This is a genomic window from Enterobacter sp. HK169, assembly GCF_001719105.1.
GTDB lineage: Bacteria > Pseudomonadota > Gammaproteobacteria > Enterobacterales > Enterobacteriaceae > Enterobacter > Enterobacter asburiae_B.
In genome coordinates this window covers 464970-489865 of record NZ_CP017087.1, presented here as the reverse complement: position 1 = coordinate 489865, position 24896 = coordinate 464970, and the positions used below count along the sequence as shown (strand labels likewise).

Here is a 24896-nt window from a genome sequence, read left to right as displayed (position 1 = left end):
GAGGTTTAGCTATGCAGTTTTTGTATTATCGGCACTCGGTGGCTTGTCGCTCAGGTCCTCAGACGGGAACGTCATCAGCAGCTCCCTGAGCAGGGACTCAAGCTGCGCGCGCTGCGCGTCAGACAAGTGGCTCAGCAGCGCATTTTGCGTTTGTGTATGGACGATCAGCGCCTGTTCGATGCGCTCCTGCCCGTGCGGTGTCAGGCTTACGAGGGTGCTGCGCTTGTCATCCGGATCGGCAATTCGCCTGATAAGCCCAAGCTGTTCGAGATGGCTGAGCCGGTTCGTCATCGCCCCTGAGGTTACCAACAGCGATTTATAGAGCTGCGTGGGGGAAAGGCAGTACGGCTCACCGGCGCGACGCAGCGTGGCGAGCACGTCAAACTCGCCCTCGCGAAAGCCAAACTGCGCCATCGCCTGCGCCCATTCTTTTCCCAGATGCTTCATCAGCCGGAGCATTCGGCCAAAAATTTTCATCGACGAGGCGTCCAGCTCCGGCATGGCGCGGCTCCACTGGCCGACAACGAAGTCTACGTGATCTTGCATTTTCACCCCTGATGGCGTGCGAATTTATCCTGTTGTGCGGTACATCTTACGCAAAAACATATTTTATCTTAACGTTAAGATAAATGCTCGTGGCAATTTGTCCGGGCCATTCACAACCGAAAAGGACTCCATGTTGAAACGCACGTCGCCTTTACTCTTCGCCGTTATCGCTTTTATCGTCGGGCTGAACCTGCGCCCCATTCTGGCTTCTGTCGGACCGCTATTCTCCGTGCTGCAGCGCGAAGCGGGGCTGACCGCTACGCAATTCAGCCTGCTGACCACCCTGCCGGTCGCGATGATGGGGCTTGCCGCCCTGTGTGGCCCCTGGCTTTTAGCCCGAGTCGGCGCCGTACGAGGCATTATGCTCGGGCTCTTTATCCTGCTTGCGGCCTCTTTGCTGCGCGGTTTTAGTGCCTCACCGGAGAGTCTTATGGGCACCGCGTTACTGGGCGGGGCCAGCATAGGCACGATCCAGGCGTTAATGCCTGCCCTGATTAAAAAGGAATATACGCAAACGTCCAGCACGGTAATGTCGCTCTTCAGCACGGGCATTATGGCAGGAGCGGCAGTCGCCGCCGCCAGCGCCGAGCCGTTGTTTACATGGCTCACGCTGAAGCCCGCGCTGGCAATGGCCGGGCTGTTAGCGCTGCTGGCGCTGATACTGTGGTTAACCCTGGTTAAGCATCCTCAGGAGGAAAAAACAGCACGCGAAACCGTTACGCTCTCGTCCTCCCGAACAGCGCAACTGCTGCTCTTTTTCGGCGTGGGAACGGGAGCCTACACGCTGGTATTGGCCTGGCTGCCCCCGCTCTATATTCAGGCGGGATGGTCCGCACGCAGCAGCGGCTACATGCTGGCCTGGCTGACGTTAACCGAGGTTATCGCCGGGTTTGCCGTCTCCGCGCTGATCGGTAAATTCCCCGATCGTCGCGTGCCGCTGATCGCCGTATTGCTGTTGCTGCTGGCAGGATTACTGTGTCTGGTCTTTGCGCCGGGTACGACGCCTGTATTATCCACGTTGCTGCTTGGCACCGGGATCGGCGCCCTCTTCCCGCTGTCGCTCATCGTCACGTTCGATCATGCGCGAACGCCCGCGCAGGCCGGGAAGTTGCTGTCTAAAGTTCAGGGAGGCGGATACACGATCGCCGCGCTTATGCCGTTAATTGCGGGGATCGTTCGCGACAGTTCGGTCTCGCTGACCAGCGCATGGCTGATCATGAGTGCGGGAGTCGTGCTGCTGATCGTTATCGCGCTGAATTTTAAACCCGTCGTGGACGTGCAGGCACGGTGAATGCGATACCAGAATTAAGGGTCGTATTTCCGCCGATCGTAAGATAAATTCAGGGTGAATTTCACCTCATTCAGGAGTGGATATGCCGCAGACGTTACCGGAAATTGATGTCTTGTTCGTCGCCGGGTTCGGGCCCATTTCGCGGGATACGGAGTCCAGCAGCGCGTTTTATGTTCAGACACTCGGCCTTCCGCTGAAGCCGATGGAGGGGAATACCGATTATCTGCTCACTGAGGAGGATCAGCTGGAAGGCGTGAAGCATTTCGCCGTCTGGCCGCTCGCACAGGCGGCAGCATCCTGTTTTGGAGAGGAACAGTGGCCAGTTGAGCACCCGATACCGCAGGGTTGGGTTGAGTACGAGGTTGAGGATCTGGACTCGGCTACCCGCGTTCTGAGTGAAAAAGGCTATCGGCTGCTGGTGGCTAACCGCACGGAACCGTGGGGGCAAACCGTCACTCGCCTGCTCAGCCCGGAAGGCTTGCTTACCGGACTGACGATTACGCCGTGGCTGCGGGGATAAATGGTTTTTGGAAAGCAGCATAGTAGGGGGAAACGCCTGCTTTGAGCGAACAGTGGGCGTACCCTTATGCTATTTACACCAACGGTGTGAGTCTTTTTCTGTTAAGTTGAATGACGATGAAAACACACTCAGTCCTAACCTATTCAATGATTATTATCACCTGTCTGACTCAGGTGGGATAACGTTCGCCATTTTCCCGCCGGTAAGGCGGGCCTTACCGGTAACAATCCAGTGAGGTAAAGAATGGACACAAATGCAGTAGCGACGCCTGAAAAACCTGTCTTGCACTTGTTATGTGGAAAAATTGCATCAGGAAAATCCACATTGTCAGCAAAATTAGGATCATCACCTGGGACTGTAATTGTCAGCGAGGATCGCTGGCTGGCTGCCCTCTTTACCAATGAAATGCAATCCATATCTGATTATGTGCAGTATTCATTAAGACTAAGAAATGCCATGAAGCCTCATCTGGTTTCACTACTCAAAGCTGGTTTATCAGTAGTTCTTGATTTCCCGGCAAACACACAAACAAATCGTGAATGGATGATGAGCATTATTAAGGAGTCAGGTGCCAGTAATCAGCTGCACTATCTGAAAGTTTCTGATGAAGTATGTAAATCCCGCTTGCGCGCCCGTAATGCAGAAGGCGTGCATGAATTTTCTGCCTCAGATCAACAATTTGACATCATAACGCGCTATTTCGAAGAGCCAACGGCTGATGAAGGGTTTGATATTATCGAATACTGCTAAATTTACCTTCCTGCACAAAAGCCGCCAGTTGGCGGCTTCATTATTTTCCATCTCATACGGTTATAAAAGGTACTACAGCGAACTAAAAGTCCGCTCCTGGCACAAAGCGGACATCGGGTATTCCGAAAGTGCCCGACTCATGGTTAATTCCATTCACCAAAACTCTCACCTCCCCAAAGCCTCCACAATCGCCCTCTCCATTTTCTCTGGCGTGGTCATCGGTGCAAAACGCTTGAGTGGTTTACCGTCGCGGCCGATCAGAAACTTAGTAAAGTTCCACTTGATCCGCCCTCCCAGCACGCCGGGCAATTCGTTTTTCAGATAACGATACAGCGGGTGCGCTGCGCTACCGTTAACTTCAACCTTCTCAAACATCGGGAAGCTCACGCCGTAGTTGATGTAACAGGTTTTCAAGATTTCGTCGGCGCCGCCGGGTTCCTGTTTACCGAACTGGTTGCAGGGGAAGCCCAGCACTACTAATCCTCGATCGGCGTATTTCTTGTATAGCGCTTCAAGGCCAGCATATTGCGGCGTAAAGCCACACTGGCTGGCGGTATTGACGACCAAAACCACCTTTCCCGCATAGTCGTCCATTGAGATAAGGCGGCCATCCAGGCGGGTGGCGGTAAGTTGATAAAAGCGAGTCATACTGAAATCCCTCAAGGCTGGCCGAAAAGTCACGGTGACCATCAACAGGGCCGCCGCCGTTTAGAAAGTTTACATTCAGGCAGGCTATTTGTGATACATTCCTGGCGCGCCAATGACCACCACACTCGCTATCAGGTATGCAGAACATAACAAAAAAAATTCGCTGGCTTCTGCTTACTCTCCCACTCCTCAGCGGTTGTGGCACGCTCTCACAGATGTCCTCCCCGGAAGGTACTCAGGAACTTCTCACCCATGATTCGCTGGATGGCGACGTTGACAGCGTGGTGCGTCACTATATGGCGCAAAAATCCGTTCCCGGGATGACGGTCGCGGTGATCCATAATCACGGCTCGCCGCAGTTTTACACCTGGGGCGTAACCGATGCGGTCAATCGCTATCCGGTCAGGCCCGACACCCTTTTTGCGCTCGGCTCGCTCAGCAAAGGGATCACGGCGGAAGTGGTGGCTTGTCTGGTCAATGAAGGGCAACTGAACTGGTACGATAACCTGGCGACATTGCTTCCGCCGGGGACGCCGCTTAGCGCGGATGCACAAAAAATCACCCTGCTCGAACTGGTAACCCACACCTCCGGCCTGCCGCGTCAGAATATGGATGTTCCGATGCTTGGAAAATTTATCGGCTATTTAAGCACGGGCGAAAATTTCTATAGCGAGCTGGACAGCGATAACGTGCTGCGTTACCTCGCCGACTGGCGGGCGCCAAAGAATAAAGTGCCGCAATATTCCAATACCGGCTACGCCCTGATCGGCTATATCCTGAAGCACAAAACCGGCGAAGATATCCAGAGTTTAGCCTCGCGCTATATTTTCCGTCCGCTGCAAATGGCTAACAGCAGCTTTATTCCCCAGCAGCTCAAAGGCTACCCGCAGCGTGCGCTCGGCCACGCGGGCGATCAGCCTAAATTCATCCCGCGCGGGCAGCTCACCCCGGACTGGCATTTTTCCAACAACATGGTGGCGGCAGCGAGCTTGTACAGCAACGCCGAAGATCTGGCGGCCTATGCCCGCTATCACGTCTCGACAACCCACAGTCCCCTGCTGGACAATGTCTTTGCCGAAGTGAGAAATACCGATATTCAACGCCCTGACGGAGTGCAGGGTATTGCCTGGACCACCGACTTTATCGGCCTGGAAAAAATCACCTATCAGGTCGGCTATATCGGCGGCTACTCCAGCTTTATCGGCTATGACAAAGAAAAAGGCAATGCGGTGGTGGTGCTACAAAATACCTTTAACTGGAGTAATTACATCGGCATCGCGCTGTTGATGGATATGGCGAAAAAAGACGGTCTGAGCCCTACACCGCCGACTTCGGCCTTAAGTTCTCATCAAACGCCAGCCGTTTCCGGTCAGGCTCAACGTCTCGCAGCGGCTCCACCTGGTGCATAGTGAGCTTGCAGCGCTCCACCAGCACCTGATACTCCCGCGTGCCCTGCTGCTTCCACGCCAGCTCCTGCTCGCTCAGCGCGCGAATCGCTTTGGCCGGGCTGCCGATGATCAAATGGTTGGCGGGCATCTCCGCTTTCGCCTTCACGAACGCCGCCGCGCCGACGATGCTGTTTTCACCGATGACCGCCCCGTCCATCACCACCGCGTTCATGCCCACCAGCGCATTGCGGCGGATCACGCAGCCGTGGAGAATAGCGCTGTGGCCGATATGCCCGTCCTCTTCCACCACCGTGTCCTGCTCCGGGAAGCCGTGCATCACGCAGTTATCCTGAATGTTGGCACCGTCTTTCACCACGATACGGCCAAAATCACCGCGCAGGCTGGCGTTAGGACCGACGTAAACGCCTTTGCCCAGAATCACGTCGCCAATCAGCACCGCCGTCGGGTGAACATAGCTCTCGTCCGGTACGACCGGCGTCAGACCGTCAATTTGATAAACTGGCATCTTCGCTCCTTATGCGCTTGTAAGACCACCAAAGCGTTGATAGTAGAGCGTGCCGGGCACGGGCAGTTCGCCCACGGAGGTTTCGCCCTTCTCGCTGACAAACGCCAGCGCCCCCGGCGCGACACGCTGATAGATGTTAATGCAGAGCTGTCGGGCGCTTTGCCCCGCCCAGTGCGCGGGCAGCAACTCTTCCGGCAGCAGCGGATCTTTCAGCACCACGCGACGATAAAAGTGAATCAGCAGCAGCTGGATCTGGAAACAGCGTTCCGGCGTCAGCTCCTCCGGCGCGGCCTCTTTCAACAGCGGCAGAAGCGGGCGGAATGAATCGATGAACGTCTCGTACATCGCGTTTTGCTCGGTTAACTGCCAGCACTCCTCCACCCGCGAACGCAGCGCGGCACGGGAGAGAGCCAGCGGCGAGTGGGCTTCAAAGAAAATTACGTTTTCCGCCACGCCGGCATCGTGAAGCAGAGACTGCACGTCCGCCAGATGCTGCGACGGCGAGGCCATCAGGCTCGGCGCCAGCGTGCCAAACCCCTGCCAGATCAGCTGTTTTTTGACGTCGGCAAGGGTGGTTTTATCCAGACCTTCGGAGAGCAGCAACAGCCATTTGCCGTCCCAGGCGGGCAGTTCCGCGCGGTAAATCTTATTCTCCGCGCGACGCGTCAGGCGAAGCCCCTTATCGCTCAGGCGGTAAAAGCTGCGACGCCCGATGCGGGAAACGTCCAGCCAGCCCTCTTTGTTGAGGCGAAACAGCGCGGTGCGCACGAAGCGCTCGCCAAACCCCATGCCTTCCAGCAGGGCGGCCAGGCTGCCGAGCCAAATCTCACCGCCGCGATGGGAAAGCGCGTCACCGTATAGCGAGGAGATAAGCGAGGTCCCGCTGACGGGAACGGAGCTGACCGCGTGCTGGATAAAGGCGTCGAGTTTATTCATGTGATTCATTCTGTTGTTATTTTTGTCCTGGATGAATCATAGCATAGGATTTTGGGGTTTCCCCCTCACCCTAACCCTCTCCCAAAGGGAGAGGGAACTGTTTACACCCTCTCCCTTTGGGAGAGGGCCGGGGTGAGGGAAACTCAACCGTTGGCCGCAGCTTTACGCAAGTCAAACACCCGACAGGCTTTGCCCTCTGAGCGCGGGATGCTGCCGCAGTTAACAATCATTACGTCGGTGGAAATCCCCACCATCGACTTAATGCGGTGGCGCAGCTGGTGGCACACCTGGCAACGCTGCTCGTGGGTCAGGGTTAAGCTGCTCTCTTTCAGCTCCACCTTCACGGAAAGTGAATCAAGATGCCCGCGACGGTTCACCTCCAGCTGATAGTGCGGAGAAAGGTGTTCGAACTTGACGATCTCCTCTTCCAGCTGCGACGGGAAGACGTTGACGCCGCGGATGATCAGCATATCGTCACTGCGCCCGCTGATGCGGTCCATGCGGCGCATGCTGCGCGCGGTGGCCAGGAGCAGACGCGTCAGGTCGCGGGTGCGGTAGCGGATCACCGGCAGCGCCTCTTTGGTCAGCGTGGTGAACAGCAGTTCGCCCTGCTGCCCGTCATCCAGCGGCGTGCCGTCGTTCGGGTTGACGATCTCCGGGTAGAAGTGATCTTCCCAGATGGTCGGGCCGTCGACGGTTTCGATACACTCCATCGCCACGCCCGGCCCCATCACCTCGGAGAGGCCATAAATGTCCAGCGCCGTAATGCCCAAGCGTTTTTCAATTTCGCGCCGCATGGCCTGCGTCCACGGCTCGGCGCCGAAGACGCCCACGCGCAGGGAACAGCCGCTGGCATCGCCGCCCATCTGGCGCTCCAGCTCCTCAATCAGGTTGAGGCAGTAGGACGGCGTCACCATGATCATATCCGGCTGGAAATCACGGATCAGCTGCGCCTGTTTCTCCGTCTGGCCGCCGGACATCGGGATCACCGTCGCGCCTAAACGCTCGGCGCCATAGTGCGCCCCCAGCCCGCCGGTAAACAGGCCGTAGCCATACGCCACGTGAATTTTGTCCTTCGCGCTACCGCCCGCGGCGCGCAGGGAGCGGGCCACCAGATTGGCCCAGTTGTCGATGTCGCCCTGCGTGTAGCCGACAACGGTCGGTTTGCCGGTGGTGCCGGATGACGCGTGAATGCGCACCACCTGCTCCATCGGCACGGCAAAGGTATCGAACGGATAGTTATCCCGCAGGTCCTGCTTGGTGGTGCACGGGAATTTGCGGATATCCGCCAGCTCTTTGAAATCGTCAGGGTGAACGCCCGCGGCGTCAAACTTGCGTTTGTACATCGGCACGTTGTTGTAGGCGTGATGCAGCGTCCACTTCAGACGCTCGGTCTGCAGCGCCTGTAACTCGTCAAGGGAGGCCGTTTCAATCGGATCAAGCTTTGTTGTATTTGTCATTGTAGGGTACTCACATTGTTTTTATGCTCAAACACGCTCAAGGATCATGGCAATGCCCTGACCCACACCGATGCACATCGTACACAGCGCGTAGCGCCCGCCGCGTCGGTGCAGTTCATTGCTCGCGGCCAGCGCCACTCTGGCACCGCTCATGCCCAGCGGGTGGCCCAGCGCAATCGCACCACCGTTCGGGTTGACGTGCGCGGCATCATCCGGCAGGCCCAGCTGACGCAGCACGCCCAGCGCCTGCGAGGCGAAAGCTTCGTTAAGCTCGATCACGTCCATATCGTTAATGCTGAGCCCGGCGCGCTCCAGCACCTTGCGGGTGGCCGGGACCGGGCCGAGCCCCATCAGACGAGGCTCCACGCCCGCCGTCGCCATCGCCACGATCCGCGTGCGCGGGACCAATCCCTGCGCCAGCGCCATCTTCTCGCTGGCGACGATCAGCGCCGCAGCGCCGTCGTTGACGCCGGAGGCATTCCCCGCCGTAACCACCCCGTTCTTACGAAACGGCGTTTTTAGCCCGGCGAGCTGTTCGAGCGTGGTGTCCGCGCGCGGATGTTCATCCACGCTGAACTCAGTGACCGTCCCTTTTTTTCCCGGCACCGGTACCGACACAATCTCCTGCGCCAGAATGCCGTTCTGCTGAGCCTGCGCGGTACGCTGCTGGCTGCGCAGCGCGAACGCGTCCTGATCGGCACGGCTGATATTTAACAATTCAGCTACATTCTCTGCCGTTTCCGGCATACTGTCAGTTCCGAATTGCTGATGCATGAGCGGATTCACAAATCGCCAGCCGATGGTGGTATCAAAGATTTCCGCCTGACGCTGAAACGCGGCGGTGGCTTTGCCCATCACAAACGGCGCGCGCGACATCGACTCCACGCCGCCCGCAATCAGCAGCTCGCCATCGCCCGCCTTAATGGCGCGGGCAGCAAACCCAATCGCGTCCAGACCCGACCCGCACAGGCGGTTAATGGTGGTTCCGGACACCGTCTGCGGCAGCCCGGCCAGCAGGGACGACATGCGCGCCACGTTGCGGTTATCTTCCCCCGCCTGGTTGGCGCAGCCGAAAATCACGTCGTCAATCCGCTCGAGATCGAGCTGGGGATAGCGGGCCAGCAGCGCGCGCAGCGGCACGGCACCGAGATCGTCGGTCCGGACTGCGGCAAGCGCGCCGCCGTAGCGACCCACCGGGGTTCGAACGCCATCACAAATAAATGCGTCACGCATCAGGCCTCTCCTGTCACGCTGCCGCCGATGCGGTGAGATTTCCCGCGAAAAAGGGCGACGGTTTTCTGTTGTTGGTTCTGGATTTCAATGTCGTACACGCCGGTCAGCTTGCCCTGATGCATCACCCGCGCGATGGCGGTGAGCGTGTCCCCGGCAAAGCCCGGACGCAGAAAATCAATCGAGCAGCCTGAGGCTACCGCCGCCAGCCCCTGGCTGTTGCAGGCGTAGGCAAAGGCGGTGTCTGCCAGCGAAAAAAGCTGTCCGCCGTGGCAGGTTTCATGGCCGTTCAGCATCTGCGGGGTGATGGTCATGGTCACCACCGCGTAGCCCTCGTCCATGTCGACAATGTCCATTCCCATCGCCTGCGCGCAGGCGTCCCGTTCGTACATCGCGCGGGCGTTATGCCAGGCGTTATGACTCATAGCTACTCTCCAGAAGCGCGCGCTGGCGCAGCAGTGAACAGGGGCGATAGCGCTCCTCGCCGTAATGACGCTGCAGGTTCTCCAGCAGCGTCAGCAGGCGCTGCCAGCCCAGCCGCTCGCCCCAGGCGATCGGCCCGCTCGGGTAGTTCACGCCCAGGCGCATAGCGGTATCGATGTCCTTCTCGCTGGCGACCCCTTTTTGCAGGGCATCCAGCGCTTCGTTGGCAATCATCGCCAGCGTGCGCCAGACCAGCAGGCCGGGATAATCGGCAATTTGCACCACCCGGTTACCCTGCTGCTGCAGGTAGCGGATGACCTTTTGCGTCGCGGTGTGCGGGTTGCTGGCGGCCGCCGCAATCACCGCCACGTCGCGCTCAATGCGGTCCACCACCACCACCGCGCCGTTGAGCCGAAGCGCCAGCGCCTGAGCGGTTTCGCCCTGCGTTTCAATCAGGTACACATCATCAATTTCGGTGACACCGTCACGTCTCCTTTCCACGCGCATCGGGCTGTAGCTGTCGTTCACGGCCGGCACCCACTGCACGGCGGGTTTGTTACCCTGCCAGTCGTAGACGCCCTTCCCGCTCTTTTTGCCCAGCCTTCCTGCCAGCACCAGCTCCTGCTGGACCAGCGAAGGCAGAAAACGACGCTCCTGCCAGAAGGCGTTAAATACCGAGCAGGTCACCGCGAAATTCACGTCCTGACCAATCATGTCGGTCAGCTCCAGCGGCCCCATCGGGAAACCGCCGCCGTCGCGCAGGGCAGCATCAATCACCTCCGGCGGGGCGACCTGCTCTTCCAGCGCGCGCCAGGCTTCGGAATAAAACGGACGCGCGACGCGGTTGACGATGAACCCCGGCGTTGACTGGCAGCGAACGGGCTGTTTGCCCCAGTTCAGCGCCAGCTCGCACAGCGCGTCGGCCACTTCCGGAGAGGTCGCCAGCCCGCTGACCACCTCCACCAGCTTCATCACCGGCGCCGGGTTGAAGAAGTGCAGCCCTGCGACGCGCTCCGGGTGGTGGACGTCCGCCGCAATCGCCGTGACGGAGATGGAAGAGGTATTGCTGGTCAGTACCGTCTGCGGCGGGCAGATCTCAGCCAACTGAGCAAACAGCGCCTTTTTCACCTCCAGACGCTCGGAGGCCGCTTCTATGACCAGATCGGCCGCGGCGAGCGCCTCGATATCGGTGACCGGAAGCAGCCGGGCGAGGATCTGGCTCCCGGCATCGGCGGAGAGTTTTCCGCGCGTCACCCGGGAGGCCAGACGCTGGCGGATCCCGTCTATGGCCCGCGATATCGCATCGCTGGAGATGTCGTAGATCAACACCTGATGGCCATGGCTGGCGGCGACTTCGGCAATCCCTGCGCCCATCGTGCCGCTGCCAATCACGGCGACAGTCCGTATGTTCAGCATCTTATTTCCCCGTAAAGTTCGGCGCGCGCTTCGCCAGGAAGGCGCTGACGCCCTCGCGGTAGTCGTCGCTGCGCCCGGCCAGGCGCTGGTAGTCGCGCTCCAGATCGAGCTGGGCGTCCAGGGTGTTGGTTTCCGCGGCGTTGATCGCCTGCTTGATCAGCCCCAGCCCGAAGGTCGGTTGAGACGCAAAGTGCAGCGCCATCTGCTGCGCGGTAGTGGAGAGCTGTTCGTCATCCACCACCTGCCAGATCATCCCCCAGGCCTGCGCCTGTTCGGCGCTGAGCTTATCGCCGAGCAGCGCCAGCCCCATAGCGCGGGCGCGTCCGGCCACGCGCGGCAGCAGCCATGTGCCGCCGCAGTCCGGCACCAGGCCGAGCTTGCTGAAGGCCATCACGAAGTTGGCGGAACGCGCGGCAATGACCATGTCGCAGCCTAATGCCAGCGTCGCACCCGCCCCCGCGGCCACGCCGTTAACCGCGCAGATGACCGGTTTCGGCAGCTTTGCCAGGCGACGCACCAGCGGGTTATAGAAGGTTTCAACGGACATCCCCAAATCCGGCGCCGGGCCGTTGGGGTCGACGTTGCGGTCGTTCAGATCCTGACCGGCGCAAAAGCCGCGACCCGCCCCGGTGATCAGCAGGCAGCGAACGGTATCATCACGCTCGGCCTGTTTCAGGCACTCGGCAAGCTGCTGGTGCATCACGTCGTTAAAGCTGTTCAGACGCTCCGGACGGTTCAGCGTAATGGTCATTACGCCCTGCTCAACATGACTGAGAATAAATTCCACAATTAGCGTCCTTTAAAGTCGGGGGTGCGTTTTTGTAAGAAGGCGTCGATGCCTTCCCGGCGATCCTCGGTGGCAGAAAGCAGCGTAAATAGCTGACGCTCCTGCGCGAGTCCGGCATGGAGCGGCACCTCCTGAGACTGGCGCAGCGCCTGTTTCGCCGCCTGCAGCGCCAGCGGAGAGTGGCGCGCCATCAGCGCCGCCTGCTTCAGGGCATACTCCAGCGTCAGCGCTGCCGGGAAAACGTCGCTCACCAGCCCGGCGCTCAGCGCCTGCTGCGCGGAAATACTCTCGCCGGTCAGCACCATTTTGCTGGCAAGGGATTTACCGACGCTGCGGATAAGACGCTGGGTGCCACCTGCGCCGGGCATAATGCCCAGCGTAATTTCCGGCAGGCCAAAGCGGGCGTTATCGCCAGCAATGACTACGTCGCACAGCAGCGCCAGCTCGCAGCCTGCGCCCAGCGCGAAGCCGTTCACGGCGGCAATCAGCGGTTTAGGAAAAGCGTTGATGCGCGCCCACAGCGGCGGGCGGATATCGTTCAGCGTGGCGGGCAGATCTTTCTCGGCCATTTCGTTGAGATCGGCCCCGGCGGCAAAGCAGCGCTCGCTGCCGTAAATCACGCAGACGGCGATGTCGGCATCTGCTGCGGCGTCCTCAAGCTGCTCGGCAATCTGGGTTAACAGCGCGTTATTGAGGGCGTTGCGCGCCGCCGGACGGTTTAGCGTCAGCTGCTGCACGCGGCCATGACGGGTAACAATCAGTTCGCTCATGCCATCCCCTTCGCGTCGAAGTCGACAATCACGTCGGCGGTTAACGGCAGCGACTGGCAGCTCAGCACGTATCCGGCGGCCAGCTCGTCCGGCTCCAGGCTGTAATTGGTCGCCATGTCCACCTTCCCACGCAGCACTTTGCATTTACAGGTGGCGCACACGCCGCCCTTGCAGGCATACGGGAGATCCGCCCCCTGACGCAGGGCGGCATCCAGGATGCTTTCGTCGTCCGCCGTCAGGGTGATTTCGCGGTCTCGCCCGTCCTGGCGCACGGTCACTTTCTGCCCTTCCGCCTGGACGTGCACCGCGCGTTTAGCGGTGGTCCCCGGGGTGTTAAAGCGCTCAAGGTGAATGGATTTGTCCGGCATCCCCAGCGCTTTCAGCGTCGCTTCGGCGTCGTCCATCATCGCCGACGGGCCGCAGATAAACGCCTCGTCGTACTGGCGGAAGTTAATCAGGGTTTTCGCCAGCGCCTGCAGCTTTTCCCCGTCGATGCGGCCGTAAAGCAGATCGCTGTCCAGCCGCTCCTGGCTGAAGATGGAGACCAGCTGCAGCCGCTGCGTGTACTTGTCCTTCAGGTCCGCCAGCGCCTGGCGGAACATCATGCTCTGGCTGCTGCGGTTGCCGTAGATCAGGGTGAACTGGCTGTTGGGTTCGGTCGCCAGCGTCGCGGAGATAATCGCCAGCATCGGGGTGATCCCGGAGCCTGCCGCAATCGCCAGATAGTGGCCTTCACGTTCAGCCCGCGGCTGGTAGCCAAACTGTCCCTGAGGAACCATCACCTCCAGGGCCATGCCCGCTTTGATCTCATCCCGCGCATAGCGGGAAAAGCGCCCGCCGTCGATGGCTTTGACCGCCACGCTGATTTCGCCCGGGGCGGTACTCCGGCAGATGGAGTAGCAGCGGCGCAGCTCGTCCCCGCCAAGCTTCGTTTTTAACGTCAGGTGCTGGCCTGGGCGGAAGCGGTAGGCGTCCTGCAGCGCCTGCGGCACCGCGAACGTGATGGTCACCGCGTCGCGGGTTTCGGGTTCCACTTTTGCCACTGTTAATGAATGAAACGTTGTCATGGCAGCCTCAAATACATTTGAAATAGTCGAAGGGCTCGCGGCAGGTGTTGCAGCGGTAGAGCGCTTTGCAGGCCGTCGAACCAAATTCACTGATAAGCGCGGTGTCGGTGCTGGCGCAGCGCGGGCAGCTCACCTCCACAGGCGCGTGCGCGTGGCAGCTATGCCCCACGGGCGGGCTGATGCCGTACGCCCGCAGGCGCTCGCGCGCGTCGGCGGTCATCCAGTCGGTGGTCCAGGCGGGTTCAAGCTGGAGCACAATGTGTACCGGGGTAAAGCCGTTCGCGGTCATCGCGTCGCGGATCGCCCCCAGCAGGTGCTCCGTTGCCGGGCAGCCCGAGTAGGTTGGCGTGAAGCCAATGACCCAGCCTTCCCCCTGCGCCTTCACGCTGCGCACCATGCCTAAATCGGTGATGGTTAATACCGGCACTTCCGGATCGGGGATCTGGCTTAACAGCGACCAGATCTGCGGGATTTGCGCGGGCGCGATATCGACGAGGCGTTGCATAGCGTTCTCCTTTACCACTGCTGACCGGGATACGCGCGCTGGAGATACTGCATTTCCGCCAGCATCGGGCCCAAATGTTCGGTATGCAGCCCCCTCTTGCCCCCGGTGCGGTACGCCACCTCTGCGGGAACCTGCAGGCAGGCCTCATTGAGACCGGCAAAGACTTCGCTTTCCCACGGCTGGCGCAGGACGCGCGGGTCAACCGCCACGCTGGCGTCAATCAGGGCCAGCTCGACGTCATCGGCTTCAAACAGCTCGGCCGTAAAACGCCACAGATTGTCGATGGCCTGCTGCATTTTTTGCGCGGACATTTCGGTCCCGTCGCCCAGACGCACCAGCCAGCCGCGGCTGAAGCGCAGGTGGTAGCGCGCCTCTTTAATCGCTTTTGCGGCAATGGCCGCAAGCTGGCCGTCGCTGCTCCGGGTCAGGCGTTCGTACAGCGCCACGTTCCAGGCATCCATCAGGTACTGGCGGGCAATGGTGTCGGCGAAGCTGCCATTCGGCTGCTCCACCAGCAGAACGTTGCGGAACTGGCGCTCGTCGCGGCCAAACGCCAGCGTGTCTTCATCGCCCTGGCCTTCCCGCTCCGCGGCATAGGTCAGGAAATTGCGCGCCTGGCCCAGCAGGTCGAGACCGATATTGGCGAGCGCGAGGTCAATTTCCAGCTCCGGCGCGTGGCCGCACCAGGCGCCGAGACGCTGGGAAAGCACCAGACCGTTGTCGCCCAGACGCAGGGCATAGGCAGTCACTGAATTCATTCTTTGCCTCACATATGCTCGATGCCGTCGGGGATGGTGTAGAACGTCGGATGGCGGTAAACCTTGCTTTCCGCCGGGTCGAAGAACTCACCGCTCTCTTCCGGCTGGGAGGCGACAATCTCGTTCGCCTTAACCACCCAGATAGAACACCCTTCGCTGCGACGGGTGTAGGCATCACGCGCATTTTCCAGCGCCATGCGATCGTCGGCGGCATGCAGACTGCCCACGTGACGGTGGGATAACCCTTGTTTGCTGCGTACGAACACTTCGTACAGCGGCCAGTAGACGTTGCTCATCGTGATTCCTCTTAAGCCACTTTGCGGGCGTGTTGTTTTTCCGCGTGCGCCAGTGCGGCTTCGCGCACCCACGCCCCCTCTTCCCAGGCTTTACGTTTCGCGGCCAGGCGCTCGTGGTTGCAGATGCCGCGCCCGCTAATGACCTCGTCAAACTCATGCCAGTCGATCTTGCCGAAGCGGTAGTGACCGCTCTCTTCATCCAAACGCAGGTCGGGATCCGGCACCGTCATGCCGAGCATCTCCACCTGCGGCACCGTGTTGTCGACAAAGCGCTGGCGAAGCTCGTCATTACCGAAGCGTTTGATTTTCCACGCCAGGCTGCGGGCGCTGTTCGGCGAGTTGTCGTCGTTTGGCCCGAACATCATTAGCGCTGGCCACCAGAAGCGGTTGATGGCGTCCTGCAGCATTTGACGCTGGGCCTCGCTGCCCTGCGCCAGCGCCATGCAGGCCTCAAAGCCCTGGCGCTGGTGGAAGCTCTCTTCTTTACAGATTTTCACCATCGCGCGGGCATACGGACCGTAGGAGGTCCGGCACAGCGCCACCTGGTTGACGATAGCGGCGCCGTCCACCAGCCAGCCGATCACGCCGATATCGGCCCAGCTCAGGGTCGGATAGTTGAAGATGGAGGAGTATTTCATCCTGCCGTCGAGCATTTTCTGGTAGATGTCTTCCCGCGCGCAGCCCAGCGTTTCCGCCGCGCTGTAGAGATAGAGTCCGTGCCCGGCTTCGTCCTGCACTTTCGCCAGCAGGATCGCTTTTCGGCGCAGCGTCGGCGCGCGGGCGATCCAGTTCCCTTCCGGCAGCATGCCGACAATTTCGGAGTGCGCATGCTGACCAATCTGGCGGATCAACGTCTTACGGTAGGCGTCAGGCATCCAGTCCTGAGGCTCAATCGCCGTCTCCTGCGCTATGCGCTGCTCAAACCATTGTTCTTGCGTCACGTCATCACCTTTATGATTCGTTAGTTTGCAAATTAAGGCGTAATGTTGAATCACTTTGTTTTTTAGAAGTTACACATAGGTTAAATATAACCCCAAGAATTGTTTCCTGGTTTTGTGATGCTGCTCGCAAGGCGTTTGCATCAGGCCTTTCATAAAGCGTCTTCAGGCGATGCGATTCATCCAGCCAGATCACAACGTTAACAATTCATTAAAAACTCAGCTTGATTTTTATGATTCACGATCAAACTATTAATGAGTAAATCACGTAACATTTGGAGATAAGCGATGCAGCAGTTAGCCAGCTTCTTATCCGGTACCTGGCAGTCTGGCCGGGGCCGCGAGCGCACTATTCATCACGCCATCAGTGGCGAAGCCCTGTGGAGCGTGACCAGCGAAGGGCTGGACATGGCGGCCGCCCGTCGCTATGCGATTGAGCGCGGCGGGGAAGCGCTTCACGAGATGACCTTTATCGAACGTGCGGCCATGCTGAAGGCGGTGGCAAAGCACCTGCTGAGCGAGAAAGAGACGTTTTATGCCCTGTCGGCCCAGACCGGGGCGACGAAGGCGGACAGCTGGGTGGATATTGAAGGCGGCATCGGCACCCTCTTCACTTACGCCAGCCTGGGCAGCCGCGAGCTGCCGGATGACACCCTGTGGCCGGAAGACGAGTTAATCCCCCTGTCGAAAGAAGGCGGCTTTGCGGCGCGCCACGTCCTCACCTCCAAATCCGGCGTGGCGGTGCACATCAACGCCTTTAACTTCCCCTGCTGGGGAATGCTGGAAAAGCTGGCGCCGACCTGGCTTGCCGGCATGCCCGCCATCATCAAACCCGCTACCGCGACCGCGCAGGTGACGCAGGCGATGGTGAAATCCATCGTCGACAGCGGACTGGTGCCGGACGGCGCCATCAGCCTGATCTGCGGCGGCGCGGGGGATCTGCTCGACCAGCTCGACAGCCAGGACGTCGTGACCTTTACCGGCTCCGCCAGCACCGGGCAAAGCCTGCGAGTGCACCCGAATATCGTGGCGAACTCGATTCCGTTCACGATGGAGGCCGACTCCCTGAACTGCTGCGTGCTGGGGGAAGACGTTACGCCAGACCAGCCGGAATTCGCCCTGTTCATCCGGGAAGTGGTCCGCGAGATGACCGCCAAAGCCGGGCAAAAATGTACGGCCATTCGCCGAATTATCGTCCCGCAAAACCAGATTGACGCGGTGAGCCAGGCGCTGGTTGCCCGCCTGGAAAAAGTGGTGGTGGGCGACCCGGCGCAGGAAGGGGTGAAGATGGGGGCGCTGGTCAACGCCGAACAGCGCGCGGACGTGCAGGAGAAAGTGGAGCAACTGATCGCCGCAGGCTGCCAGATACGTCTGGGCGGCAAAGCGGATTTGCAGGCCGCGGGGGCGTTCTTCCCGCCGACCCTGCTGTTCTGCCCGCAGCCGGATGAAACCCCGGCGGTGCACTCAACCGAAGCCTTCGGCCCGGTTGCGACGCTGATGCCATATCGCAACGCGCGCCACGCGATGCAGCTTGCCCGCGCGGGCGGCGGCAGCCTGGCCGGTACGCTGGTCACCGCAGACCAGGCCATTGCCCGCGAGTTTATTGCCGGTGCGGCGCGCGCCCACGGGCGTATTCAGATCCTTAACGAGGAATCAGCAAAAGAGTCTACCGGCCACGGCTCCCCGCTGCCTCAGCTGGTGCACGGCGGCCCGGGCCGCGCGGGCGGCGGCGAAGAGCTGGGCGGCCTGCGCGCGGTGAAGCACTACCTGCAGCGCACCGCGATTCAGGGCAGCCCGTCGATGCTGGCCGCCATTGGCAAACAGTGGGTGCGTGGCGCAGCGGTGCAGGAAGATCGCGTGCATCCGTTCCGCAAATACTTTGAGGAGCTGCAGCCGGGCGACAGCCTGCTGACGCCGCGCCGCACCCTCACGGAAGCGGATATCGTGAACTTTGCCTGCCTGAGCGGGGACCACTTCTACGCCCATATGGACAAGATCGGCGCGGCGGAGTCGATCTTCGGCGAGCGCGTGGTGCACGGCTACTTCCTGATCTCCGCCGCGGCGGGACTGTTTGTTGATGCGGGCGTCGGGCCGGTTATTGCCAACTACGGCATGGAAAACCTGCGTTTTATCGAGCCGGTTAAGCCGGGCGATACCATTCAGGTGCGCCTGACCTGCAAGCGTAAAACGCTGAAGAAACAGCGTACCGCCGAGGAAAAACCAACCGGCGTGGTGGAATGGGCGGTTGAGATCTTCAACCAGCACCAGCAGGCCGTGGCGCTCTACTCCATCCTGACGCTGGTGGCGCGCCAGCAGGGCGAATTCAGCTAAGTTCCCTCACCCAGACCCTCTCCCCAAAGGGAGAGGAATCCCAGTAATTTTTTTAACCGGAAGCGATAAATGTTGCTTCAGGAAAATGAATGGCTTACAGCGATGCCCTGGTCCGGCTGTAAATCGCCGAAGCGTTTCCGTAAGGCCGGGGCGTGGCCTGCAGGGATGCAGGCTCATGCCCGACCCGATAGCCTGAAGGAATAAGCTGAGGGGACCGCGAAGCGGCGATTTACCGCCGGGAGCCCGGGTTGCCAGGGTGGTGGCGACTGAGCCACCCTGGCACGTTCACCGGTCATGTCGTTACAGAGTAGCAAGGAACATAAAGTGAACGGAATAACCACCACAGCCGTATGTTCCCCCTCACCCCAGCCCTCTCCCTCAAGGGAGAGGGGGTCGCCTGTGCTGACATCATTTGTGAGGAGAGGAAATGGCCCGGCATGTGATTTATCCCCGCTCTTTTTTTAACCTGGCAAGGCTGACAAATAATCTGGCAGATGCAGGCAAACGCTTTTCTCGGGCGCCTGTCAGGATAAGGCTGTCACAACACAATATCCCCTAAATAATTCGAGTTGCAGGAAGGCGGCAAGGGAACGAATCCCCCGGAGCGTACATAAGTACGTGACTGGGGTGAGTGAGTGCAGCCAACGCACCTGCAACTTGAAGTATGACGGGTATAAACACAACAAGATGAGGTCTACGATGGGAAGCAATTCTTCTTTTTCTGCCCGTAGAACGGCGCTGGCCATGGCCGTTGCGCTGTGTTGCGCCTGGCAATCCCCTGTTTTCGCCCACGGCAGTGAGGCGCATATGGTCCCGATGGACAAAACGCTGCAGGACTTTGGCGCGGACGTTCAGTGGGATGATTACGCACAGATGTTCACCATTGCGAAAGACGGTGCCTTTGTGAAGGTCAAACCGGGCGCTAAAACCGCCATCGTCAACGGTAAAACCCTCAGGCTTGAGGTGCCGGTGGTGATGAAAGGCAAGAAAGCCTTTATTTCCGATACCTTCATCAACGACGTTTTCCAGTCCGGCCTTGACCAGACCTTCCAGGTCGAAAAACGCCCTCACCCGTTAAATGCGTTAACGGCGGACGAAATTAAGCAGGCCGTTGAGATTGTAAAAGCCTCGGCGGACTTTAAGCCGAATACCCGCTTTACCCAGATCGCCCTGGCAGAGCCCGAGAAAGCCAAAGTGTGGGACTTTGTGCTTAACGGTACGGCAGTGGATGCCCCTCGCCAGGCGAAGATCGTCATGCTTGATGGCAAGCACGTTATCGAAAGCGTGGTGGACCTGAAGGATAAAAAAATCCTGCGCTGGGAACCGGTAAAAGACGCGCACGGCATGGTGCTGCTGGATGATTTCACCGCCGTTCAGCAGATCATCAACGAAAGTACCGAGTTCGCCGAGGTGCTTAAAAAACACGGCATCACCGACCCGAAAAAAGTGATTACCACGCCGCTGACCGTCGGCTATTTCGACGGTAAAGACGGCCTGAAGCAGGAAGATCGCCTGCTGAAGGTGGTGAGCTATCTGGACGTGGGCGACGGCAACTACTGGGCGCACCCGATTGAAAACCTGGTCGCGGTTGTCGATCTTGAGCAGAAAAAGATCCAGAAGATTGAAGAAGGCGCCGTTGTTCCGGTTCCCATGACCCCGCGTCCCTATGATGGCCGCGACCGCGAAGAGACGCCGAAAAAACCGCTCAACATCACTGAACCAGAAGGCAAGAACTACACCATCACCGGGAATATGGTGCACTGGCAGAACTGGGATTTCCACCTGAGCCTGGACTCCCGCGTCGGCCCGATGATTTCAACCGTCACCTATAACGACAACGGCAAAAAGCGCCAGGTGATGTATCAGGGGTCGCTCGGCGGCATGATCGTCCCTTATGGCGATCCGGACGTGGGCTGGTACTTTAAAGCCTATCTCGACTCCGGCGACTACGGTATGGGCACCCTGACCTCACCGCTGGTGCGCGGTAAAGACGTGCCGTCCAATGCCGTGATGCTCAATGAAACTATCCCGGATTACACCGGCGCGCCGATGGAGATCCCGCGCGCGATCGCCATTTTCGAACGCTACGCGGGGCCGGAATACAAACATCAGGAGATGGGCCAGCCGAACGTCAGCACCGAGCGCCGCGAGCTGGTGGTGCGCTGGGTGAGTACCGTGGGCAACTACGATTACATCTTCGACTGGGTGTTCCATGAAAATGGCACCATCGGCATTGATGCCGGCGCGACGGGTATCGAAGCAGTGAAAGGCGTTCAGGCGAAAACCATGCACGACGCCACCGCCAAAGACGACACCAAATACGGCACGCTGATCGACCATAACATCGTGGGCACCACGCACCAGCACATCTACAACTTCCGTCTCGATATGGACGTGGACGGCATCAACAACAAGCTGGTGGCGATGGATCCGGAAGTGAAGCCGAATACCGCCGGGGGCCCGCGGACCAGCACCATGCAGATCAATCAGTACGATATTGATACCGAGCAGCAGGCGGCGCAGAAATTCGACCCGGGCACCATTCGGCTGCTGAGCAACACCAGTAAAGAGAACCGCATGGGCAACCCGGTCTCATACCAGATTATCCCTTACGCGGGGGGAACGCACCCGGTGGCGACCGGCGCGAAATTTGCCCCGGACGAGTGGATTTATCATCGCCTGAGCTTTATGGACAAACAGCTCTGGGTGACCCGTTACCATCCGGATGAGCTCTACCCGGAAGGGAAATTCCCGAACCGCTCCATCCACGACACGGGCCTGGGGCAGTACAGCAAGGATAACGAGTCGCTCAACGGTCAGGATGACGTGGTCTGGATGACCACCGGCACTACCCACGTCGCCCGCGCGGAGGAGTGGCCGATTATGCCGACGGAATGGGTACATACCCTGCTTAAGCCGTGGAACTTCTTTGACGAGACGCCAACGCTAGGGAAAAAGAAAGACGAACAGAAATAAATAACGCACCGGGCGCAATGCCCGGTTTTTCATCTATTTACTTGCTGAATACCTCTCCCCGATTATAGTTATTTCTACCTCGTTTATTCCCATTGCATTTCTTGAACCACTTTCAGCCAGGACGCGAATTTTCCACAAGCGACGTAATACATCACTGAGAGGTTTAGGATGAAATTCAATTTGATCGTCAGGAGTCTTGCTCTGGCTGGACTTGTTATTTCCGTCAGTTCCGCGTATGCCGCAGACGCCCCGAAGGATGCCACGACTGCAACGCAACAAGCCAATAACGCCCTGTTTAATCAGCTTCCTTTCTCCGACAACACCGATTTTACGAACGCCCATAAAGGCTTTATTGCACCGATTCCTCAGGAAATTATCAAAGGGGAACAAGGGAATGTCATCTGGGATCCACAGCAATATTCATTTATTAAAGAAGGCGATAAAGCACCGGACTCCGTTAATCCCAGCTTATGGCGTCAATCTCAGCTGATTAATATTAGCGGCCTGTTTGAAGTCACCGACGGCGTATATCAGATCCGAAATCTTGACCTGTCAAATATGACCATCATTGAAGGGAAAGAAGGTATTACCGTGGTTGACCCGCTGGTGTCGGCAGAAACGGCGAAGGTCGGGATGGATCTCTATTTTAAAAATCGCGGCAAGAAGCCGGTCGTCGCCATTATTTATACCCACAGCCACGTTGACCACTATGGCGGCGTGCGCGGCGTGGTGGATGAAGCCGACGTGAAGTCCGGCAAAGTGAAGGTCTACGCGCCAGCCGGGTTTATGGAAGCGGCCGTTGCGGAGAATATCATGGCGGGTAACGTGATGAGCCGCCGCGCCAGCTATATGTATGGCAACCTGCTGAAGCCCGATGCCAAAGGTCAGGTCGGTGCCGGTCTTGGAACAACGACCTCCGCCGGGACGGTCACGCTGATTGCCCCGACTAACATCATTGAGAAAGACGGGCAGAAAGAGGTTATCGACGGCCTGACCTATGATTTTATGCTCGCACCGGGATCCGAAGCGCCATCGGAAATGCTCTGGTATATCGAAGAGAAAAAACTGATTGAATCCGCTGAGGACGTGACCCACACCCTGCACAACACCTATTCGCTGCGCGGGGCCAAAATCCGCGAGCCGCTGCCGTGGTCGAAATACATCAACCAGGCGATTGTGCGCTGGGGTGACAAAGCTGAAATCATCATGGCGCAGCACCACTGGCCGACCTGGGGCAACGAAAACGTCGTCAAGCTGCTGAAAAGCCAGCGCGATCTCTATCGTTACATCAACGACCAGACGCTGCGTATGGCCAACGAAGGGTTGACGCGCGACGAAATCGCCGCGAACTTCAAGCTCCCGGATTCACTGGCGCATACCTGGGCCAACCGCGGCTATTACGGTTCGGTGAGCCATGACGTAAAAGCCACCTATGTGCTGTATCTGGGCTGGTTTGACGGCAACCCGGCGACGCTGGATGAACTGCCGCCAGAAGAAGGCGCGAAGAAATTCGTGGAGTATATGGGCGGCGCGGATGCCATCCTGAGCAAGGCGAAAACCGACTTCGACCAGGGTAACTACCGCTGGGTGGCGCAGGTAGTGAGCAAAGTGGTCTTTGCCGATCCGAACAACCAGGCGGCGCGCAACCTGGAAGCGGATGCGCTGGAACAGCTTGGCTATCAGGCTGAATCCGGCCCGTGGCGTAACTTCTACCTGACCGGCGCGCAGGAATTGCGTAACGGCGTGGTGAAAGGGCCAACGCCGAATACCGCCAGCCCGGATACGGTGCGCGCGATGACGCCGGAGATGTTCTTTGACTATCTGGCTGTCCATATCAACGGACAAAAAGCGGGTGACGCCAAATCGGTGTTTAACATCGATCTGGGCAGCGATGGCGGGAAGTACAAACTCGAGCTGGAAAACGGCGTGCTGAACCACACGGCGAACGCAGAAGCAAAAGAGGCGGACGCGACGCTGACGCTTAACCGTGACACCCTGAATAAAATCATCCTCAAGGAGGTGACGCTGAAACAGGCTCAGGACAGCGGAAATATTAAAATTACTGGCGACAGCGCGAAACTTGATGCCATGCTTAGCTATATGGACAAGTTTGATTTCTGGTTTAACATTGTGACACCGTAACGGTGCACGCAAAAGGGCGGTTCGTCCGCCCTTTCCTGCTTCACGTGTTAGCCAGAAAGGGTAAAAAGCGTCAATGGAAAAAAGAAAAAAACCGACACTTGAACGGGCAACCTGGCCAACGCGCCATGCTATGGTCATGCACGGGCTGGCGATGAACCTGCCGTGGCTGGCCTTCGTGAATATCAGCTTCGCGGTGATGATTCTGCTTCGCCACATTTTGCTGGAGAACAGCGATATGCTGTATCCCGGTTCAAGGCAACTGACGCGGATTGTCGATGCCTCGATGCTGGGCATCATCATTTTGTCAGTTACATTGGTCATCATGGCCTGGCGGCGCATTGCCGGAATCGGCGTGGTATTGTTTGTTTGCAGCACCTTCTGGTCGATGTGCAGCTTCTGGTTCATCACCGATCTACTTCTTCCTCACGTCTGGCCGCTGTGCGTAATTTTATTACTGTCCGGTTTGACTGCGCTCTATTTTTACCCGATGGGATTACTTTCGTTCGTGCTCCCACTGTGGCTCACTCTGCCGGTTGCCAGTTGGGTGCTGAATCATGGTCTGAACCTGCGCTTTGCCACTATCTGGAGCGTATTCACGCTGATCCTGATCTGCGGGCGTTTCATCCTGCTGAGCTGGTTTGACGAGGCCTGGCGACGTAATCAGCAAAATCAGCTGCTGATCTCCAGACTGGATGCGCTGGCGCATCAGGATCCGTTAACCAAAACCGCCAATCGCCGGAAAATGGAAGTGGTGCTGGAGAACGCGGTTGAGCAGAAAAAAACCTTCTCGGTGATTATGCTGGATATCGACTATTTCAAACGCTACAACGACACCTACGGGCACCAGGCGGGTGACGACTGCCTGACCCGCGTGGCGCGGGTGCTGAAGCAGTCGGTGCGCACGCCTGACGATGTGGTGTCACGCTACGGCGGCGAGGAGTTTGTGGTGATCCTGTTTAACTGTCCGGAAAACATCGCAGAAAAGGTGGCCTTACGCATTCAGAACGGCCTGCGTACAGAAGCTATACCGCACAGTGCGTCAACCGTTAGCGATCGTGTCACCGTGAGCATGGGGATTGCGAGCATGGCGGAGGGGTTAGCAGGCACCGAGATCATCGCCCGCGCCGATGCGGCGCTGTATCGGGCGAAAGAGGCCGGGCGGGATCGGTGGTCGCTGTAAACATGTCGGGTG

24 protein-coding genes are annotated in these 24896 nt (G+C 58.8%); 9 read left to right on the top strand and 15 right to left on the bottom strand.

Translation table 11 applies throughout. From position 1 onward, the window contains the following. Window positions 1-9 precede the first annotated feature (9 nt). Window positions 10-546 (bottom strand): MarR family winged helix-turn-helix transcriptional regulator, encoded by a 537-nt coding sequence (locus EnteroDNA1_RS02440; protein ID WP_069302771.1) that lies wholly within the window; start codon window positions 544-546, stop codon window positions 10-12. Window positions 547-676: 130 nt separating this feature from the next. Between EnteroDNA1_RS02440 and EnteroDNA1_RS02435 the strand changes: the two genes are divergently transcribed. The 3 genes from EnteroDNA1_RS02435 to EnteroDNA1_RS02425 all read left to right on the top strand — a co-directional run bounded on the left by EnteroDNA1_RS02435 (window position 677) and on the right by EnteroDNA1_RS02425 (window position 3107). Then, on the top strand, window positions 677-1837 hold the full coding sequence (locus tag EnteroDNA1_RS02435; RefSeq protein WP_069302770.1) for an MFS transporter: 1161 nt from the start codon (window positions 677-679) through the stop codon (window positions 1835-1837). Between the two features lie 82 nt (window positions 1838-1919). After that, the gene (locus tag EnteroDNA1_RS02430) at window positions 1920-2357 is read left to right on the top strand and encodes a VOC family protein (protein ID WP_069302769.1); all 438 of its coding nucleotides are present in this window, start codon (window positions 1920-1922) and stop codon (window positions 2355-2357) included. Between the two features lie 243 nt (window positions 2358-2600). After that, on the top strand, window positions 2601-3107 hold the full coding sequence (locus EnteroDNA1_RS02425; protein WP_069302768.1) for an AAA family ATPase: 507 nt from the start codon (window positions 2601-2603) through the stop codon (window positions 3105-3107). 165 nt (window positions 3108-3272) lie between these two features. Here the strand turns inward: EnteroDNA1_RS02425 and EnteroDNA1_RS02420 are convergent, their stop codons facing one another. Then, a complete protein-coding gene (locus EnteroDNA1_RS02420) occupies window positions 3273-3755 on the bottom strand; it encodes a glutathione peroxidase (RefSeq protein WP_069302767.1) in 483 nt (160 codons plus the stop codon). A 137-nt stretch (window positions 3756-3892) separates the two neighbouring features. Here EnteroDNA1_RS02420 and EnteroDNA1_RS02415 point away from each other — a divergent pair, with 137 nt between their 5' ends. After that, complete coding sequence (locus EnteroDNA1_RS02415) at window positions 3893-5164, top strand: serine hydrolase domain-containing protein (RefSeq protein ID WP_064672432.1); 1272 nt, start codon at window positions 3893-3895, stop codon at window positions 5162-5164. Here EnteroDNA1_RS02415 and paaY read toward each other — a convergent pair. The 13 genes from paaY to paaA all read right to left on the bottom strand — a co-directional run bounded on the left by paaY (window position 5073) and on the right by paaA (window position 16258). Continuing rightward, entirely contained in the window at window positions 5073-5669 is a 597-nt protein-coding gene (gene paaY / locus EnteroDNA1_RS02410) for a phenylacetic acid degradation protein PaaY (protein ID WP_064672431.1), read from the bottom strand. The genes EnteroDNA1_RS02415 and paaY overlap by 92 nt on opposite strands. 9 nt (window positions 5670-5678) lie before the next feature. Further along, complete coding sequence (gene paaX / locus EnteroDNA1_RS02405; protein ID WP_033145431.1) at window positions 5679-6614, bottom strand: phenylacetic acid degradation operon negative regulatory protein PaaX; 936 nt, start codon at window positions 6612-6614, stop codon at window positions 5679-5681. Between the two features lie 134 nt (window positions 6615-6748). Further along, complete coding sequence (paaK, locus tag EnteroDNA1_RS02400) at window positions 6749-8065, bottom strand: phenylacetate--CoA ligase PaaK (RefSeq protein ID WP_069302766.1); 1317 nt, start codon at window positions 8063-8065, stop codon at window positions 6749-6751. Window positions 8066-8092: 27 nt separating this feature from the next. Further along, a complete protein-coding gene (gene pcaF / locus EnteroDNA1_RS02395) occupies window positions 8093-9298 on the bottom strand; it encodes a 3-oxoadipyl-CoA thiolase (protein ID WP_069302765.1) in 1206 nt (401 codons plus the stop codon). Further along, the gene (gene paaI / locus EnteroDNA1_RS02390; RefSeq protein ID WP_069302764.1) at window positions 9298-9720 is read right to left on the bottom strand and encodes a hydroxyphenylacetyl-CoA thioesterase PaaI; all 423 of its coding nucleotides are present in this window, start codon (window positions 9718-9720) and stop codon (window positions 9298-9300) included. Before paaI ends, pcaF begins: the two co-directional genes overlap by 1 nt. Then, window positions 9710-11134, bottom strand: coding sequence for a 3-hydroxyacyl-CoA dehydrogenase PaaH (paaH, locus tag EnteroDNA1_RS02385; protein ID WP_069302763.1), 1425 nt, complete (start codon window positions 11132-11134; stop codon window positions 9710-9712). The genes paaI and paaH overlap by 11 nt, the downstream gene beginning before the upstream one ends. A gap of 1 nt (window position 11135) precedes the next feature. After that, entirely contained in the window at window positions 11136-11924 is a 789-nt protein-coding gene (gene paaG, locus EnteroDNA1_RS02380) for a 2-(1,2-epoxy-1,2-dihydrophenyl)acetyl-CoA isomerase PaaG (RefSeq protein ID WP_029741870.1), read from the bottom strand. Beyond that, on the bottom strand, window positions 11924-12691 hold the full coding sequence (gene paaF / locus EnteroDNA1_RS02375) for a 2,3-dehydroadipyl-CoA hydratase PaaF (protein WP_069302762.1): 768 nt from the start codon (window positions 12689-12691) through the stop codon (window positions 11924-11926). The genes paaG and paaF overlap by 1 nt, the downstream gene beginning before the upstream one ends. After that, on the bottom strand, window positions 12688-13758 hold the full coding sequence (gene paaE / locus EnteroDNA1_RS02370; protein ID WP_069302761.1) for a 1,2-phenylacetyl-CoA epoxidase subunit PaaE: 1071 nt from the start codon (window positions 13756-13758) through the stop codon (window positions 12688-12690). The genes paaF and paaE overlap by 4 nt, the downstream gene beginning before the upstream one ends. 7 nt (window positions 13759-13765) lie before the next feature. Next, window positions 13766-14263 (bottom strand): 1,2-phenylacetyl-CoA epoxidase subunit PaaD, encoded by a 498-nt coding sequence (gene paaD, locus EnteroDNA1_RS02365; protein WP_058840679.1) that lies wholly within the window; start codon window positions 14261-14263, stop codon window positions 13766-13768. Window positions 14264-14274: 11 nt separating this feature from the next. Next, window positions 14275-15021 (bottom strand): 1,2-phenylacetyl-CoA epoxidase subunit PaaC, encoded by a 747-nt coding sequence (paaC, locus tag EnteroDNA1_RS02360; RefSeq protein ID WP_069302760.1) that lies wholly within the window; start codon window positions 15019-15021, stop codon window positions 14275-14277. Between the two features lie 8 nt (window positions 15022-15029). Further along, on the bottom strand, window positions 15030-15317 hold the full coding sequence (gene paaB / locus EnteroDNA1_RS02355) for a 1,2-phenylacetyl-CoA epoxidase subunit PaaB (RefSeq protein WP_069302759.1): 288 nt from the start codon (window positions 15315-15317) through the stop codon (window positions 15030-15032). A gap of 11 nt (window positions 15318-15328) precedes the next feature. Beyond that, the gene (gene paaA, locus EnteroDNA1_RS02350; protein WP_069302758.1) at window positions 15329-16258 is read right to left on the bottom strand and encodes a 1,2-phenylacetyl-CoA epoxidase subunit PaaA; all 930 of its coding nucleotides are present in this window, start codon (window positions 16256-16258) and stop codon (window positions 15329-15331) included. A 285-nt stretch (window positions 16259-16543) separates the two neighbouring features. Between paaA and paaZ the strand changes: the two genes are divergently transcribed. From paaZ to EnteroDNA1_RS02330, 5 genes are all read left to right on the top strand, one after another. Beyond that, window positions 16544-18586 carry a phenylacetic acid degradation bifunctional protein PaaZ gene (gene paaZ / locus EnteroDNA1_RS02345; RefSeq protein WP_069302757.1) on the top strand — a complete coding sequence of 681 codons (2043 nt, stop codon included), beginning with the start codon at window positions 16544-16546 and terminating at the stop codon, window positions 18584-18586. 69 nt (window positions 18587-18655) lie between these two features. Continuing rightward, entirely contained in the window at window positions 18656-18790 is a 135-nt protein-coding gene (locus tag EnteroDNA1_RS22605) for a hypothetical protein (RefSeq protein WP_257784974.1), read from the top strand. A gap of 495 nt (window positions 18791-19285) precedes the next feature. Beyond that, entirely contained in the window at window positions 19286-21562 is a 2277-nt protein-coding gene (gene tynA / locus EnteroDNA1_RS02340) for a primary-amine oxidase (protein ID WP_069302756.1), read from the top strand. A 168-nt stretch (window positions 21563-21730) separates the two neighbouring features. Beyond that, window positions 21731-23704: an alkyl/aryl-sulfatase gene (locus EnteroDNA1_RS02335; protein WP_033145418.1), complete on the top strand. Its 1974-nt coding sequence runs from the start codon at window positions 21731-21733 to the stop codon at window positions 23702-23704. A 73-nt stretch (window positions 23705-23777) separates the two neighbouring features. Then, complete coding sequence (locus EnteroDNA1_RS02330; RefSeq protein WP_064672422.1) at window positions 23778-24884, top strand: GGDEF domain-containing protein; 1107 nt, start codon at window positions 23778-23780, stop codon at window positions 24882-24884. The last annotated feature ends 12 nt before the right edge of the window (window positions 24885-24896 follow it).